Raw genomic sequence first — 14,239 nt, 5'->3', positions numbered from 1 at the left:
ATTGGAGTGACGACTTGAAAGCCAAACTGGGCATGTCCCCCATTGCATGGTGGAACGACGATCTTGCGGAACTCAGCGATGACGTGTCGCTGGAGGAATGCTTGGCGCAGTCGCGCTCGGCGGGCTTCACCGGCATGGAAATGGGCCGCCGTTTTCCCAGTGATCCGAAAATCATGCTGCCGATCCTGAAGAAGGCCGACGTGACGCTCTGCGGCGGCTGGTTCTCCGGTACTCTGGTCGACGAAGACATGGCCAGGAATAAGGATCGCATCCAGCCGATGATTGATCTGTTCAAGGCGGTGGACGCGCCCTGCATCGTCTATGGCGAGGTCGGCCGCTCCATCCAGGGTGACCGCTCAAAGCCGCTCGCCACCAAGCCGAGGCTTTCGGACGACGAGATGAAGGCCTATGCGAGGCGCCTCACCCAATTCGGCGAATGGTGCGCCGAGCAAGGCATGCCGCTCTCCTATCACCATCATATGGCGGCGGTCGTCGAGACCGAGCCGGAGCTCGACGCCTTCATGCGTCATTCGGGAGAAGGCATTCCACTGCTGCTCGATGCCGGCCATCTGGCTTTTGCCGGCGGTGACGTGCTGCGCGCCATCGACAATCATCACCGGCGCATCAACCATGTCCATGTCAAGGACGTGCGCATGGACGTCATCGAAAAACTCGATCGCCAGAAGCAATCCTTCCTCGATGCCGTAGCGCTCGGCGCCTTCACGGTGCCGGGCGACGGGTCGCTGGATTTTGGTGCCATTGTGGAAAGGCTGGCGAACTACGGCTATGAAGGCTGGTTCGTGGTCGAGGCTGAGCAGGACCCGAAGAAGAATCCGCCGCTCAAGATGGCGCAAGTCGGCTATAAGGAGTTGATGCGGGTGATGACGGCCGCCGGCTATACGGTGGAAACACAGGGCTTCCCCAATGCTTGAGCGAGTCTATTCCCGGCGACGGGGCGATCCGATGCGGGGGCTGATCCGATGAAGGACTCCGAGCATCCGTTCTTCCGGCCGCTGTGGCGGCGCGTTGCCATCGTCGCCGTCTGCCTGGTCTGGGCCGTGGTCGAGTTTGCCACCGGCGCGCCGTTCTGGGGCACGATCGCGCTCGGCTTCGCCGGCTATGCCGTCTGGCAGTTCTTCTATCTCTACAAGCCGGCCGACGGCGGCAAGGGTTCGGCCGACACCGAACCAAAGGAATGAGCCAAGATGTCGAAACTGCTCGTCAAAGCCGATAAGGGCCATGGCCGCGTCGCCCATGTGACGCCGCAAAACGCCGGCTGGACCTATGTCGGTTTCGATCTGCATCGATTGCGGCCCGGCGAGACCGTCTCCGGACAAACCGCGAGCCGTGAAGTCTGTCTGGTGTTCGTCACCGGCAAGGGCAAGGCCAAGGCTGGCGGCAACGATCTCGGCCTGCTCGGCGAACGCATGTCGCCCTTCGAAGGCAAGCCGTGGTCGATCTATGTGCCGCAGGGCTCTGACTGGTCGGTGACCGCCGACACCCGTCTCGAACTCGCGGTCTGCTCGGCGCCGGGGCTCGGCGGCGGCCTGCCGGTCCGCGTCATTGCGCCAAAAGATCTCGGCCAGGAGGTTCGCGGCAAGGGCACCAACACGCGCTATGTCACCAACATCCTGCCGGAAGGCAAGCCGGCCGATTCATTGCTGGTGGTCGAGGTCATCACGCCTGGCGGCCACACGTCGAGCTACCCACCGCACAAGCATGATCAGGACAATCTGCCGGCCGAGTCCTATCTCGAGGAGACCTATTACCACCGCCTCAATCCGCCGCAGGGCTTTGCCTTCCAGCGCGTCTACACCGATGCCGACCGGAACGGGGCTCGTTCGCTCGACGAGGCGATGGCGATCGAGGACGGCGACGTCGTGCTGGTGCCCAAGGGTTATCACCCTTGCGCCGCCTGCCATGGCTACGACCTCTACTACCTCAACGTCATGGCCGGGCCGAAGCGGACGTGGAAATTCCACAACGCGCCCGAGCACGAATGGCTGATGAAGGCCTGAGGCGCTGCCCGTCCGGGTCGGCAACTGGCCCAAGGCGAAAAAATCGTCGGCTAATGACCCGCCTGAACAAGTTTGTTATCAGGAGCGATCATCAGCTTCGTCATTTCGTCATGCAAATCGCCTATGGCAGCGGGAGTTGACGAGGACTTTCGATGCGCTACGCTATCTATTTCACCCCCCGGCAGGACGAACCGCTGGCGCGGATCGCCGCCAATTGGCTCGGCCGCGACCCGTTCGGCGCCGCCACGAGGCCGGTCGAGGCCGTGGGCGAGTTGTCGCCGGCGGAAGTCGCCTTCCATACCGCTTCGGCGCGCCGCTACGGCTTTCATGCGACGCTGAAGGCGCCCTTCCGGCTGGCTTCGAACGAAACGGAAGCCGCGCTTCGCGCGGCACTGGACGATTTCGCCGAAACGACGCCGGTGGTGACGATCCCACGGCTGGTCGTCAGCCAGATCGACGGCTTCTTCGCGCTGGTGCCGGAAGGACCACTGCCGGCGCTCAACCGCTTCGCCGACGACGTCGTGCGCGACTTCGACCGTTTTCGCGCGCCGCTGAGCGAGGCTGAGATCGAACGGCGCAGCCCTGACTCGCTGAAGCCGGCTGAATTCCGCAATCTCTGCCAGTGGGGTTACCCCTATGTCTTCGAGACCTTCCGCTTTCATATGACGCTGTCCGGCCGCGCCTCGTCACAGGAAAGCCCTCGTCTTCGCGCAGCAATCGACAGCCTGTTTGCGGGAGTCCTGCAACGGCCGGTGCCGGTGGACGCGCTGACCCTGTTTGTCGAAACCGAACCTGGCGCCCCGTTCATGGTGCTTTCCCATCATGCGCTCGGGCGGCGCCCGGTGAGAAAAACTGCCTGAAAACTACTTGTTTTAACCGCTTTTGTACGACGCCAACTCATTCCCAATCGGTGATTCAATTGGCCGCAAATGCTCCAAGGACTGCCTGAAATGACCGTCGAGACCGTTCTCAACAATGCCCGCATCGTGCTTGCCGACGAGATCGTCGAAGGCTCGATCCTGCTGCGCGACGGCTTGATCGCCGGGATCGATGCCGGCGCCGGCCGGAACGGCGAGGACATGGCCGGCGATTTCATCATTCCCGGGCTGGTCGAGCTTCATACCGACCACCTGGAGGGTCACTACGCGCCGCGGCCGAAGGTGCGCTGGAACCCGATCGCCGCCGTTCTCGCCCACGACGCGCAGGTGGCGACCGCCGGCATCACCACCGTGCTCGATGCCTTGCGCGTCGGCATGGACGACGACGCCGACATGAATTCGGCCGACATGCGCAAGCTGGCCGATGCGATCGAGGACAGCGTCCAGCAGGACCGGCTGCGGGCCGACCATTTCATCCATCTGCGCTGCGAGGTTTCGGCGCCGGATTGCCTCGCAGCCTTCGCGCATTTTGACGGCGATGATAGGATCAAGCTGGCGTCGCTGATGGACCATGCACCGGGACAGCGTCAGTTCGTCGATTTGGAAACCTATGCCTACTACTACCAGCGCAAGCTGAAGCTGACGGATCGCGAATTCCAGCAATTTTGTGAGAAGCGGATGGCGGAGTCGGCGACGAATTCTGGGGCGAACCGCGCCTTCATCGCTGCTGCCTGCCATCAGCGCGGCATCGTGCTGGCCAGCCATGACGACGCCACGACCGGCCATGTCGACGAGGCGATCGAACAAGGCGTCCGCGTCGCCGAATTCCCGACCACCAAAGAGGCCGCAAAAGCTTCGAAGGCGGCAGGGCTCGGGGTGCTGATGGGCGCCCCGAACGTCATGCGCGGCGCCTCGCATTCGGGCAATGTTTCAGCCCGGACACTCGCCGGCGAAGGCTTGCTCGACATATTGTCGTCCGACTACATCCCCTTCAGCCTGATCCAGTCGGCGTTTTTCCTCGGCGACGTTGTCGACGGCATCTCCCTGCCGCAGGCGGTGGCGATGGTTTCGAAGAACCCGGCCGAGGCAGTCGGCCTCGCCGACCGTGGTGTCATCGAGCAGGGCCGGCGCGCCGATCTGGTTCGCGTCCGTCTTGACGATCATGTCCCGGTTGTCCGCACGGTCTGGCGGCAGGGACGTCGGGTCGCGTGATGGTGTCGGCGTCGATCGAGCGTGAATTGTCCGCCGCGGCGTTTCCGATCCGCGACGGGGTGTTCGTCGCTGTCGTCGGGCCGAGCGGCGCCGGCAAGGACACGGTGATCGGCTATGCCCGGTCACTGTTTGCCGACGAGACCCGGTTGGAGTTCGTGCGCCGGGTCATCACCCGGCCGAGCGACACGGCAAGCGAGGATCACGACACGCTGGCCGATGCGGCCTTCGTCGAGGCTGAGGCGGACGGCGCCTTCGCCATCTCCTGGGAGGCGCATGGCTTGCGCTACGGCATCCCGGCTGAAGTCGACCGGTCGGTGGCCAATGGCCGCGTCGCCATCGCCAATGTCTCCCGCGCCATCATCCCGGCGCTGCGTGATCGCTATGCCAATCTGGCTGTCGTCGAGATCACCGCATCGCCGCAGATCCTGGCTGAGCGACTGGCGATGCGCGGCCGCGAGTCGCGCGGCGAAGTGCTGGCGCGGCTGGCGCGCAGCGCCAATGTGGCGTTGTCCGGGTCAGGCGTCACCCCGATCGACAATAGCGGCCAGCGCGAGGCGGCCGGCGAGCGTTTTGTCGAAGTGCTGCGCAAGGCAATGGCCTTCTCCGACCGGTCGGGCACGATTTAAGCCGCCTCTTACCTTCTCCCTCTGTGGGAGAAGGGAGAGGCGGAGCCGCTACTCCGCTGCCGCGCCGGCCGCGCCCTTGCGGGTTGCCTCCAGCATCAGCCGCCGCTCCCGGTACACGCCCCATTGCTGGTCGACCAGCACGCCGATCAAAATCACGCCGCCCATCACCGCGAAATTGAGCGAGGACGGGATGCCGAGCAGGTTGACGAGGTTTTGCAGTTCCTGCAGCAGAACCGTGCCTAGGATCACGCCGAGCAGCGAGCCTTCGCCGCCGCGCAGCGAGAAGCCGCCGAGCACGGCTGCGGCAATGGCGTAGAGTTCGTAGAACTGGCCGTGGCTGGCCGGCGAGATCGAGCGCGTGTACATGGCGAAATAGATCGCCGACAGCGCCGTCAGCACACCGCAGATGACATAGGCCGCCATGACGACGCGGCCGGTGCGGATGCCCGAATATTTCGCCGCCTCCTCGTTCTTGCCGATGGCGTAGAGGTAGCGACCGAACACCGAACGGTGCAGCACCACCCACATCACGATGGCGATGACGATCAGCGCGATAAAGCTGTTCGGCACGCCATAGGATCGCCCGGCGGTCAGGAATTCGAGCTCCGGAAAATTCTGTCCGAAGGCAAAGCCCGCCGTGCCGTCGGCTGTGTAGAACCGCGCCACGCCGCGATAGATCAACAGGCCGCACAGCGTCACCACGAAAGGCTGCAATTTGAGCCGCGTGATCAGCCAGCCATGTGCCAGCCCGATGATGCCGCCAAGCACCAGGATCAGCGGCAGTGCCACCGGCCATGCCATGCCGCGCGTGGCGATGAAATCGACGAACAGGACGCCGAGCAGCGCAACCACCGAGCCGACCGATAATTCGATGCCGCCGGTGATGATGACGAAGGCCTGGCCGATCGCCAGGATGCCGAACAGCCCGATCAGGTTCGATGTGTTGGCGAGGTTGATCGGCAGCAGGAAACGCGGGTTGATGATCGCCACCACCGCTCCGACCACAAGGATCAGGATCAGCAGGCCGAGATCTTTCTTGCTCATCGTCTTCTCCCCAATGCCTGCCTAAGCAGGTTCCGCAAAAGTGTTGCGCGGTTTTGCGACCGGAACCTGCGCCAAACAAAAGCTATTTCGGCTGCTTGCCGACGGCCAGCAGCAGCACGTTTTCCTGGCTGAACTGTTCCTTGTCGAGAATGCCTGAGATCTGGCCCTCATGCATGACGGCGATGCGGTCGGAGACGCCGATCACCTCCTCCATGTCGCTCGATATCATCAGCACGGCGACGCCGGCATCGGCCAGCGCCCGCATCAGCCCGTAGATCTCCGCCTTGGCGCCGATGTCGATGCCGCGGGTCGGCTCGTCGAGGATCATCACCTTGGGGCTCATGGCCAGCCACTTGGCCAGCACCACCTTTTGCTGGTTGCCGCCCGACAGCGTGCCGGTGCGAGTCGCCACCGAGGGCGCCTTGATGCCGAGATTGCGTTTCTGCTTCTCGGCGGTGACGGCTTCGGCGCGGGCAGAAACCAGGAATCGCCGGGCATGAGCCGGCAGATTGGGAAGCGAAATATTCTGGGCAATCGACAGGTCGAGCAGGATGCCGGTCAGCTTGCGATCCTCGGGGACGAGGAAGATCCCGTTGGCCACAGCGTCGGCCGCCGAACCAAGAGCCAAATCTTTTCCATCAAGCTGGAGCGCGCCGCCAAGGCTCTTCTCGATGCCGAAAAGCACGCGCGCCAGTTCCGTGCGGCCGGAGCCGACAAGACCCGCCAGGCCAAGGATTTCGCCGCGCCTGACGCCGAGATCGACCGGTCGGTCTGGATAGGCGCTGGTGCGAACGGCCTTGGCCGACAGCGCGACGGCGCCGGGCGGGCGCGCCGATTCTGCGGCCTTCTCCCGCTCCTTCAGCATGCGGCCGATCATCAGCTTGACCATCTGATCGTGGTTGATGGCGTTCTTCGGCAGCGTGCCGGCAAGCATGCCGTCCCTCAGCACGACGACGCGATCGGCGACCCGCTCGACCTCGTGAAGGCGATGCGAGATGAAGATGACGCTGATGCCGTCGGCCTTCAACGCCTTGATGACATCGAGCAGCTTGTCGGTTTCGGCAAGGGGCAGGCTCGACGTCGGCTCGTCGAGGATGACCAGCCGCGCCTCGATCGACAGCGCCTTGGCGATTTCGACCATCTGCTGCTGGGCAAGCGACAGCGCCGATACCGGGGTGTCGGCCGAGAAATTGGCGCCCACACGTTTGAGCAGCGGCGCCGCCAGCATGCGCAGCCTGGTGCGGTCGACAAGCCTGAGCGGACCGGCGCGCAACGGCTCGCGGCCGAAAAAGATGTTGGCGGCAACGTCGAGGTTTTCGAACAGGTTGAGTTCCTGGTGGACGAAGGCGATGCCGGAACCGATGCTGGCCTCGACCGTCAGCCCGTCATGGGCGACGCCGTCGACGGTGATCGTGCCGGTGTCGGGTGTGGTCACGCCGCCGAGGATCTTCATCAGCGTCGACTTGCCGGCACCGTTTTCGCCGACGAGGCCGATAACCTCGCCAGGCCTGACCTCCAGCGAAAACCCGTCCAGCGCGACCACGCCGGGATAGGTCTTGCGCACGGCCTCGAGACTGAGGAACGGGGCAATCGTGGATGCGCCGATGGATGCGTCGGAATAGTTCATCATGCCTGACAGCAGTTGGCGGGCCAGCCTCCCCGCAGATTGACGAGCCTGATCAGGCCCGTCAATAACAAGCGGAGCCAGTCACGCCAGCGTCGCGCTGCCCCTCACCCCTAACCCTCTCCCCGTAAAAAACGGAGGATTCGCCAGCGTTGCAACCACTGCCCTTCTCCCGTTCTGCACGGGAAGAAGGGGATGAGGGGATGAGGGGCCAGCGCCGACGACGCTCAGTTTCCGGACATCGCTTTCAGATTGGCGGCATAGGCGTCGACGTCGTCCTTGCCGATGATCTTGGTCGGGATGATGATCAGGCCGTTCTCTGGAATACCCGACTTGTCGCCCTCGAGATAGGCAGCCATCAGCTTCATGCCCTGGTAGGCCCACTCGAACGGCTGCTGCACGACGGTGGCGGCAACGGTGCCTTCCTTGACGCCGCCGAGCGTGATCGGATCGTCGTCGAAGCCGACGACCGTGATCTGGCCGAGCTTGCCGGCGTCGCGCAGCGCTTCATAGATGCGCGGGGTGTTGTAGGAATAGAAGCCGACCATGCAGGTGACGTCTGGGCTGGCGACCAGCGCGTCCTCGACGTTCTTCTTGGCGCGGGCCTGGTCGATGTCGTCGCCACGCACGTCGATCAGCTCGATCTTGGTGCCGGCGAGCCCTTCCTTCATGCCTTCGATGCGCTCCTTGGCATTGTCGGCGCCGAGCAGGCCGACGAAGCCGAGGCATTTGCCGCCGTCGGGCATCGCCTTCTTGGCGATCTCGGCCGCCTGCTTGCCGGCATCGATGTTGGACGAGCCGATATAGGCGATACGCTTGGTCTGCGGCGCGTCGCTGTCGGTGGTGAACAGCGCCGTCTCCGAGGCGATCTTGTTGAGCCCGTCGGTCGAGGTCTTGGGATCGACGGCCGAAACCATGATCGCCTTGACGCCGGCCGTCACCAGATCATCCATCAGCCGCTGCTGGATGGCGACCGACGACTGTTCCGGATATTTGAGCTCGAGATTGTAGTTGGGCAATTCGGCCTGGGCCTTCTTGACGCCGGCTTCGGCCGCCTTCCAGAAATCGGAAGCGCCGTTGACGACGAAGGCCAGCGTCGGTTTGTCCTGGGCACCGGCGATCGCCGTGAAGGACAGACCGAGAGCCAGGGCCGCTGCGGCGACGGACGCATTTCGTATCGCAGATTTCATGTTCAACCTCCCATTTGATCCAGTCATTTTCGCTGATCTGAACTTTGTCGAATGCGGCTTGGACGCCCTCCTCCTCAAGGGTGCTGGCAGCGAAAGAACGGCGCCATCCCAGCCACGATCTGAACTCTAGAGACTCATTGGCTGCTCGTAAATAGTCCGATTTGTCTGATATTTCGTGATTGTGTAGCGTTGCCCCGCAGCGCAAACGTCCCGGACGAAGGTGGCCAAAGCTATGCAGATGAGGCTCCTGTGGGAGGCAAACTCGCGGATACTGGTATACGAGTATACCAGTATCCGGTTCGGCTACCTGAGAACAGCTTCTGCAGCCACCTTCCAGTCCCGTGAAAGCTGCGCTTCAATTCGCAACGCAAGTGCTGTAGTTAGACCAGGAAAGCGGCTCGCCGCTTACCGAGGCAACGAAAGCGAAAGCGTATTGGTCGCAGTGTATGAAAGCCGTAGCGATGGGATGAGACGAGGCGGCCGAGGACGGGACGGGCCCGGCCTCGTGCTCAGCCTGGGTGCCGGTCTGCGGCTGCTGGCTTCGTTGCTCTTTCTGATCTGGACCATTCCTGCGGCAACAGCCGACCAGGTTGCGCAAGACCTAGCCAAAGGCCAAATCGGCGCGACCGAGCCGGTCACACACCCGACTGCCCTTGCCCGCAGCATTGCGCGCCACGTCGGTGCTGAGACTTCCCGTGTCAAGACACCTGTCATTGCGAGAGATGGCAAACCGTTTTGCATTATCCCGGATTTGCGGCTGCCGCTCGAAACCGCGTCAGCCGCGCCGTTTGGCATATGGTCTGACGGCCGGCCGGAACTGTCGCCGATCCGCGCCTTTGATGCGCGCGCGCCTCCGCTTCTCACGGCGTGAACCTGGCCGCGACCGCGGCCCTAGACCCGCAAAACTTTCACACCGCGTTCCGTTCGTCGAGTTGCTCGCCGATCGGAACGCCAAAGCTCTTGTCGGAGGCGGTTTGCGCCCGATATGGGCTGAACGGACAAGAACATGCTGCATTTTTCGCGCTGGAAGACCATTCTCATCTGGCTGACGGTCCTGGCCGGTATTCTTTACGCAGCTCCCAATTTGGTTCCCGCCTCCACTCTGGCATCGCTGCCGAATTGGCTGCCAAAGCAGCAGCTGACGCTGGGGCTCGACCTGCAGGGCGGCTCGCACATCCTGCTTCAGATCGATCGGCAGGACCTTGCCAACGAACGTCTCGAATCGGTACGCGACGAGGTCCGCACATCGCTGCGCGATGCCCAGATCGGCTATACCGGGCTTGCCGGCACCGCCAATTCCATCCAGGTCCGCATTCGCGACCAAGGCCAGATCGAAGCGGCGAAGAGCGCGCTCGAAAGATTGGCGCAGCCGATCTCGACGGGCATGTTCATGAGCGGCTCGGTGACCGAGATGGAGATGACCGAGCCCGAACCGGGCCTGCTGCGCTTCACGCTGACCGAAGCCGGGATCGACTACCGGATCGCTGCGGCGCTGACCCAATCGATCGAGGTGGTGAGCCGGCGCGTCAACGAACTCGGCACGACCGAGCCGATCATCCAGCGCCAGGGATCGGATCGCATCATGGTCCAGGTGCCGGGCCTGCAGGATCCGCAGCGGCTGAAGGATATCCTCGGACAGACGGCTAAGCTGACCTTCCAGATGGTCGACCAGTCGATCCCGGTCGAGGAGGCGATCTCCGGCCGCCCGCCGGCGGGCTCGACGGTTATGTATTCGACGGAAGAGCCGCGGGTTCCGCATCTGATCGAGAACCGGATCATCGTTTCCGGCGAAAACCTTGTCGATGCGCAGGCAACCTTCGACCAGCGCACCAACGAGCCGGTGGTCTCGTTTCGCTTCGACAGCCGCGGCGCCACCCGCTTCGGTCAGGCTACCCAGGCCAATGTCGGGCGCCTGTTCGCGATCATCCTCGACAACGAGGTGATCTCCGCGCCTCAGATCCGCGAACCGATCCTGGGCGGCACCGGGCAGATATCCGGGAGTTTCACGGTGGAGAGCGCGAACGATCTTGCGGTCCTGCTGCGCGCCGGTGCACTGCCTGCCGACCTCACCATCGTCGAGGAGCGCACCGTCGGTCCGAGCCTCGGCAGCGATTCGATCGAGGCGGGCCAGTTCGCGGCAATGATCGCCGGGGTCCTCGTCGTCGGCTTCATGCTGTTCGCCTATGGGCGGCTGGGGCTGATCGCGAACATCGCGCTGCTGGCCAACGTCGCACTGATCATCGCCGTCCTGTCCGTGCTCGGGGCGACGCTGACGCTGCCTGGCATCGCCGGCATCGTGCTGACGATGGGCATGGCGGTCGATTCCAACGTCATCATCTTCGAGCGCGTCCGCGAAGAGAACCGCCAAGGGCGCTCGATCGTGCAGTCGATGGATTCCGGGTTCAAACAGGCGCTGGCGACTGTCGTCGACGCCAATGTGACGACGCTGATCGCCGCCGTCATCCTGTTCTTCCTCGGCTCGGGGCCGATCAAGGGGTTTGCCGTCACCCTCGCCATCGGTATCGTCACCACCGTGTTCACGGCGTTCACGCTGACGCGCTGGCTGGTCGCGTTCTGGCTTCGCCGGCAGCGGCCGAAAACCATGCCCGCCGGTGTCATGCGGCTGGTGCCCGACGACACGCGCGTGCCGTTCATGGCATTCAGAAAATACGCCTTCACGCTGTCCGTGCTGTTGTCGATCGCTTCGGCGGTGCTGTTCTTCACTGTCGGCATGAACTACGGCATCGACTTCCGCGGTGGTTCGAGCATCGAGGTGCAGGCAAAGGGCCAGCAGGCCGACATCGGCGACATCCGTGAGCGGCTGACGGGTCTCGAACTGGGCGAGGTGCAGGTGCAGGAGTTCGGCTCGGCCCGGGATGTGCTGATCCGCATCGGCACCCAGGGGGGCGGCGACGTTGCCGAACAGTCCGCCGTCGAGAAGGTAAGAAGCGCGCTCGAAACCGACTACGAGTTCCGCCGCATCGAGGTTGTCGGTCCGACAGTGTCCTCCGAACTCGCGTTCAACGGCACAATGGGCGTGCTCGCCTCGCTGCTGGCGATGCTCGTCTACATCTGGATCAGGTTCGAGTGGCAGTTCGGGCTCGGCGCCATCATTTCGACGTTCCACGACGTGATCCTGATGGTCGGCTTCTACGTCGTCGCCGGCATAGAGTTCAATTTGACCTCGATTGCCGCGATCCTGACTATTGTCGGCTATTCCATCAACGATACGGTTGTCGTCTATGACCGGGTCCGCGAGAATCTGCGCCGCTATAAAAGGATGCCGATTGCCGAGCTGCTGGACCTGTCGATGAACCAGACGCTGGCGCGAACGGTCCTGACCGGCGTGACCACGCTGTTTGCGCTGGCGGCGCTTTCGATCTGGGGCGGCGAGGTGATCCAGTCCTTCACGGTCGCAATGATCTTCGGCATCCTCGCCGGGACCTATTCCTCCATCTTCGTCGCCGGGCCGCTGCTAATCCTGTTCAAGCTCCGGCCGGGCGCCCTCAGCGAGGAGGAAGCCGCCGTGGCGAAAGAGCCGCCGGCGCAACAGGCCTTGTAATGGGCGGTGCCATCTCTTTGGGTCCGCTGTAGCTTTTGATCTGGCGCATGATCGCTTGCGAAATCGATTCCGATGTTCGGGGTCATGCGCCAACTGGCTAGACCGTCTCTCGCATCGCCTCGCTGCCGTGCAGCCAGTCTTTCATCTTGGCGACCGGCAAGGACGGCGGCGGCGCTGAACCTTGGGAGGTTCTGAGCGCGGCAATTTCGTCGTGAATGCCGGCACAAGCGTCAGCGGCGGGCCAGCGCGGCCCCCTGCTCCAGGCTGACACCCCGGACGAGCGCGTCTGCATGCCGATGCGCAAGCCGCCATTCGCGTTCGTCCGAGCGATGTACAGCTCAGCCGGCAGAATTGCATGTTGATCTTGATGAAGCCAATGATATGATTTCAGGAATATGCTGAATGAAATTGACCTTTCGCGCACCGATCTCAATCTCCTCGTCCTCTTCGAGGCCGTGCTCGGAGAGGGCCACGTGGGCCGGGCGGCGGACCGGCTTAACCTGACGCCATCGGCAGTCAGTCACGGACTCGGCCGGCTGCGCCGGCTCCTCAACGATCCGCTGTTCCTGAGAACGCCCAAGGGCGTGGTGCCGACGGCGCGTGCAACGGAACTGGCCGCGCCGATCGCCGACGTTCTCGCGCGCGTGCGCAGCGTGATGGCGACTGCCGCGCCCTTCGATCCCGCCACGGCCATGCGCCGGTTGGCAATCGGCGCACCGGACGGTGTCTCAGCCGTGATCCTGCGCCCGCTCCTCGCCGAACTCAGCCGGATTGCGCCACGCATCGACGTCGGCGTGCGTCAGATCTTGCCCTCGCCAGCCCGCGTCTGGCGGAGCGCGATTGTCGATCTTGAGGCGCACGCCATCGATATCGCGATCATTCCGTCCGATGACATCCCGCCTCGCTTCGAAAAGCGCTGCATCTACGAAGAAGACTTTGTAATTGCCATGCGCCTCGGACATCCGTTCGCGCGTGATCCGAGCCTGGAGCGATACTGCAGCATGCAGCATCTGGTCGTCTCGGACAGCGGCGATCCTTACGGCTTCGTCGATGAACAACTGGCCAAGCAAGGCCGGGCGCGACGGGTCGCGTTGACGGTTCCGAACTTCATGTTCGCGCTTGCCGTCATCGCCGAGACCGACCTCATCTCGGCCCTGCCGCGTCGGTTCGTTGCCATGCATGCGGCGCGTTTCGGCGTGCTGAGCCTCGATGCCCCGTTGCCGCTGCCCGGCTTCCGGCTCAACGCCGTCGCTCCAAAGGTCGCGATGATGGATGCGGGCGTGGCATGGCTCTTCGATCTGCTTGCAGGAGTGGAGCAGACTGCGCAGAAGCACCACAGCGGGCGATCATAGCTCGGAAAGCTTCTCGGCGCCGCCCGCGTGGATGAAATTGACAATTGCGTTTCCGCTACCGGGGACGTCCACTTGCGCCTCGACCGAGCGATTGCCGGCAGCATCTCTTCTTATTGGCATTGACCCTCCTTTGCTTGCGGATTGGCTGGTGAGGGGTGCGCCGTCACGACAAGGCGGTGCGACCGTCCCTGCGGCGCGGTTTCGTCGTGATAGCGTGCCGCCAGCGTGGTGATGGCCTCAGTCAATTCACGCGTGAACGAGGCGCGGTCCGCGGCGGAGCGGAAGCGGATTTCGGTGTCGATCGCCAAGGTCGCCAGGCGCTTGCCGGCATCGGTGGCGGCGCGCTGGAGAGCGCCAATCTCCCGCACCAGCCGAGCGCCGAGTGCGATGAGGTAGCTTGCCGACAGGCGGTCCGGGGTGCGGTTCGGATCGGCGCCGACCGGACCCAGCGCGCTCGTCGAGACGACATAGCTTGTGGCGCTCGCCACCATCAGCCGCTCGGTCAGGCCACCCCACTTGCGCGTGTCTGCAACCTGGACAAGCCCGTGCTCCTCCAGAGCATGCAGGTGGTAATTGATCTTCTGCCGCTTGAGGCCGAGGCGTGTGGCGAGGGTGGCGGCCGAGGCCGGCTCCCGCAGCTCTGAGAGGAGTTGACTCCGAACGGGCTCCAACGCGGCGGCGGCCGCGCTCGGCCGATCTATGACTTCGATATCGAGCATGCAGCCCCCACATT

Annotated in this window: 15 protein-coding genes; 9 read left to right on the top strand and 6 right to left on the bottom strand. The window is 63.6% G+C overall.

Annotated elements, in window-relative coordinates:
- Positions 1 to 14 precede the first annotated feature (14 nt).
- The 6 genes from iolE to phnN all read left to right on the top strand — a co-directional run bounded on the left by iolE (position 15) and on the right by phnN (position 4,734).
- The gene (gene iolE, locus AC0L2K_RS11085; protein ID WP_473531365.1) at positions 15 to 932 is read left to right on the top strand and encodes a myo-inosose-2 dehydratase; all 918 of its coding nucleotides are present in this window, start codon (positions 15 to 17) and stop codon (positions 930 to 932) included.
- Between the two features lie 48 nt (positions 933 to 980).
- Entirely contained in the window at positions 981 to 1,199 is a 219-nt protein-coding gene (locus AC0L2K_RS11080) for a DUF3329 domain-containing protein (protein WP_287051263.1), read from the top strand.
- A 6-nt stretch (positions 1,200 to 1,205) separates the two neighbouring features.
- Complete coding sequence (gene iolB / locus AC0L2K_RS11075) at positions 1,206 to 2,018, top strand: 5-deoxy-glucuronate isomerase (protein WP_473531364.1); 813 nt, start codon at positions 1,206 to 1,208, stop codon at positions 2,016 to 2,018.
- 152 nt (positions 2,019 to 2,170) lie between these two features.
- Positions 2,171 to 2,878: a DUF1045 domain-containing protein gene (locus AC0L2K_RS11070; RefSeq protein ID WP_128244611.1), complete on the top strand. Its 708-nt coding sequence runs from the start codon at positions 2,171 to 2,173 to the stop codon at positions 2,876 to 2,878.
- Positions 2,879 to 2,968: 90 nt separating this feature from the next.
- Positions 2,969 to 4,108 carry an alpha-D-ribose 1-methylphosphonate 5-triphosphate diphosphatase gene (locus AC0L2K_RS11065; RefSeq protein WP_473531363.1) on the top strand — a complete coding sequence of 380 codons (1,140 nt, stop codon included), beginning with the start codon at positions 2,969 to 2,971 and terminating at the stop codon, positions 4,106 to 4,108.
- Entirely contained in the window at positions 4,105 to 4,734 is a 630-nt protein-coding gene (phnN, locus tag AC0L2K_RS11060; RefSeq protein ID WP_473531362.1) for a phosphonate metabolism protein/1,5-bisphosphokinase (PRPP-forming) PhnN, read from the top strand. Before AC0L2K_RS11065 ends, phnN begins: the two co-directional genes overlap by 4 nt.
- Before the next feature lie 48 nt (positions 4,735 to 4,782).
- On the opposite strand, the gene AC0L2K_RS11055 is transcribed toward phnN, so the two are convergent.
- The 3 genes from AC0L2K_RS11055 to AC0L2K_RS11045 all read right to left on the bottom strand — a co-directional run bounded on the left by AC0L2K_RS11055 (position 4,783) and on the right by AC0L2K_RS11045 (position 8,592).
- Positions 4,783 to 5,778 carry an ABC transporter permease gene (locus tag AC0L2K_RS11055; protein ID WP_023796946.1) on the bottom strand — a complete coding sequence of 332 codons (996 nt, stop codon included), beginning with the start codon at positions 5,776 to 5,778 and terminating at the stop codon, positions 4,783 to 4,785.
- A gap of 82 nt (positions 5,779 to 5,860) precedes the next feature.
- The gene (locus AC0L2K_RS11050; RefSeq protein ID WP_287226911.1) at positions 5,861 to 7,405 is read right to left on the bottom strand and encodes a sugar ABC transporter ATP-binding protein; all 1,545 of its coding nucleotides are present in this window, start codon (positions 7,403 to 7,405) and stop codon (positions 5,861 to 5,863) included.
- 224 nt (positions 7,406 to 7,629) lie between these two features.
- Complete coding sequence (locus AC0L2K_RS11045; RefSeq protein ID WP_236377999.1) at positions 7,630 to 8,592, bottom strand: sugar-binding protein; 963 nt, start codon at positions 8,590 to 8,592, stop codon at positions 7,630 to 7,632.
- A gap of 232 nt (positions 8,593 to 8,824) precedes the next feature.
- On the opposite strand from AC0L2K_RS11045, the gene AC0L2K_RS11040 reads away from it, so the two are divergent.
- Both AC0L2K_RS11040 and secDF read left to right on the top strand, forming a co-directional pair.
- The gene (locus AC0L2K_RS11040) at positions 8,825 to 9,463 is read left to right on the top strand and encodes a hypothetical protein (RefSeq protein WP_473531361.1); all 639 of its coding nucleotides are present in this window, start codon (positions 8,825 to 8,827) and stop codon (positions 9,461 to 9,463) included.
- Between the two features lie 135 nt (positions 9,464 to 9,598).
- Complete coding sequence (gene secDF, locus AC0L2K_RS11035; protein WP_473531360.1) at positions 9,599 to 12,154, top strand: protein translocase subunit SecDF; 2,556 nt, start codon at positions 9,599 to 9,601, stop codon at positions 12,152 to 12,154.
- Positions 12,155 to 12,251: 97 nt separating this feature from the next.
- Here the strand turns inward: secDF and AC0L2K_RS11030 are convergent, their stop codons facing one another.
- Positions 12,252 to 12,587 (bottom strand): hypothetical protein, encoded by a 336-nt coding sequence (locus AC0L2K_RS11030; RefSeq protein ID WP_473531433.1) that lies wholly within the window; start codon positions 12,585 to 12,587, stop codon positions 12,252 to 12,254.
- Here AC0L2K_RS11030 and AC0L2K_RS11025 point away from each other — a divergent pair.
- The gene (locus tag AC0L2K_RS11025) at positions 12,550 to 13,506 is read left to right on the top strand and encodes a LysR family transcriptional regulator (RefSeq protein ID WP_473531359.1); all 957 of its coding nucleotides are present in this window, start codon (positions 12,550 to 12,552) and stop codon (positions 13,504 to 13,506) included. The genes AC0L2K_RS11030 and AC0L2K_RS11025 overlap by 38 nt on opposite strands.
- Here AC0L2K_RS11025 and AC0L2K_RS11020 read toward each other — a convergent pair.
- On the bottom strand, positions 13,501 to 13,626 hold the full coding sequence (locus AC0L2K_RS11020; RefSeq protein WP_473531358.1) for a hypothetical protein: 126 nt from the start codon (positions 13,624 to 13,626) through the stop codon (positions 13,501 to 13,503). The two genes, AC0L2K_RS11025 and AC0L2K_RS11020, sit on opposite strands and share 6 nt — an antisense overlap.
- Positions 13,617 to 14,225 (bottom strand): ArsR/SmtB family transcription factor, encoded by a 609-nt coding sequence (locus tag AC0L2K_RS11015; RefSeq protein WP_473531357.1) that lies wholly within the window; start codon positions 14,223 to 14,225, stop codon positions 13,617 to 13,619. Before AC0L2K_RS11015 ends, AC0L2K_RS11020 begins: the two co-directional genes overlap by 10 nt.
- Positions 14,226 to 14,239: the final 14 nt, after the last annotated feature.

Source organism: Mesorhizobium sp. WSM4817 (assembly GCF_055811135.1).
The sequence above is the reverse complement of the archived record's forward strand: the minus strand, read 5'-3'. Positions and strand labels throughout refer to the sequence as shown.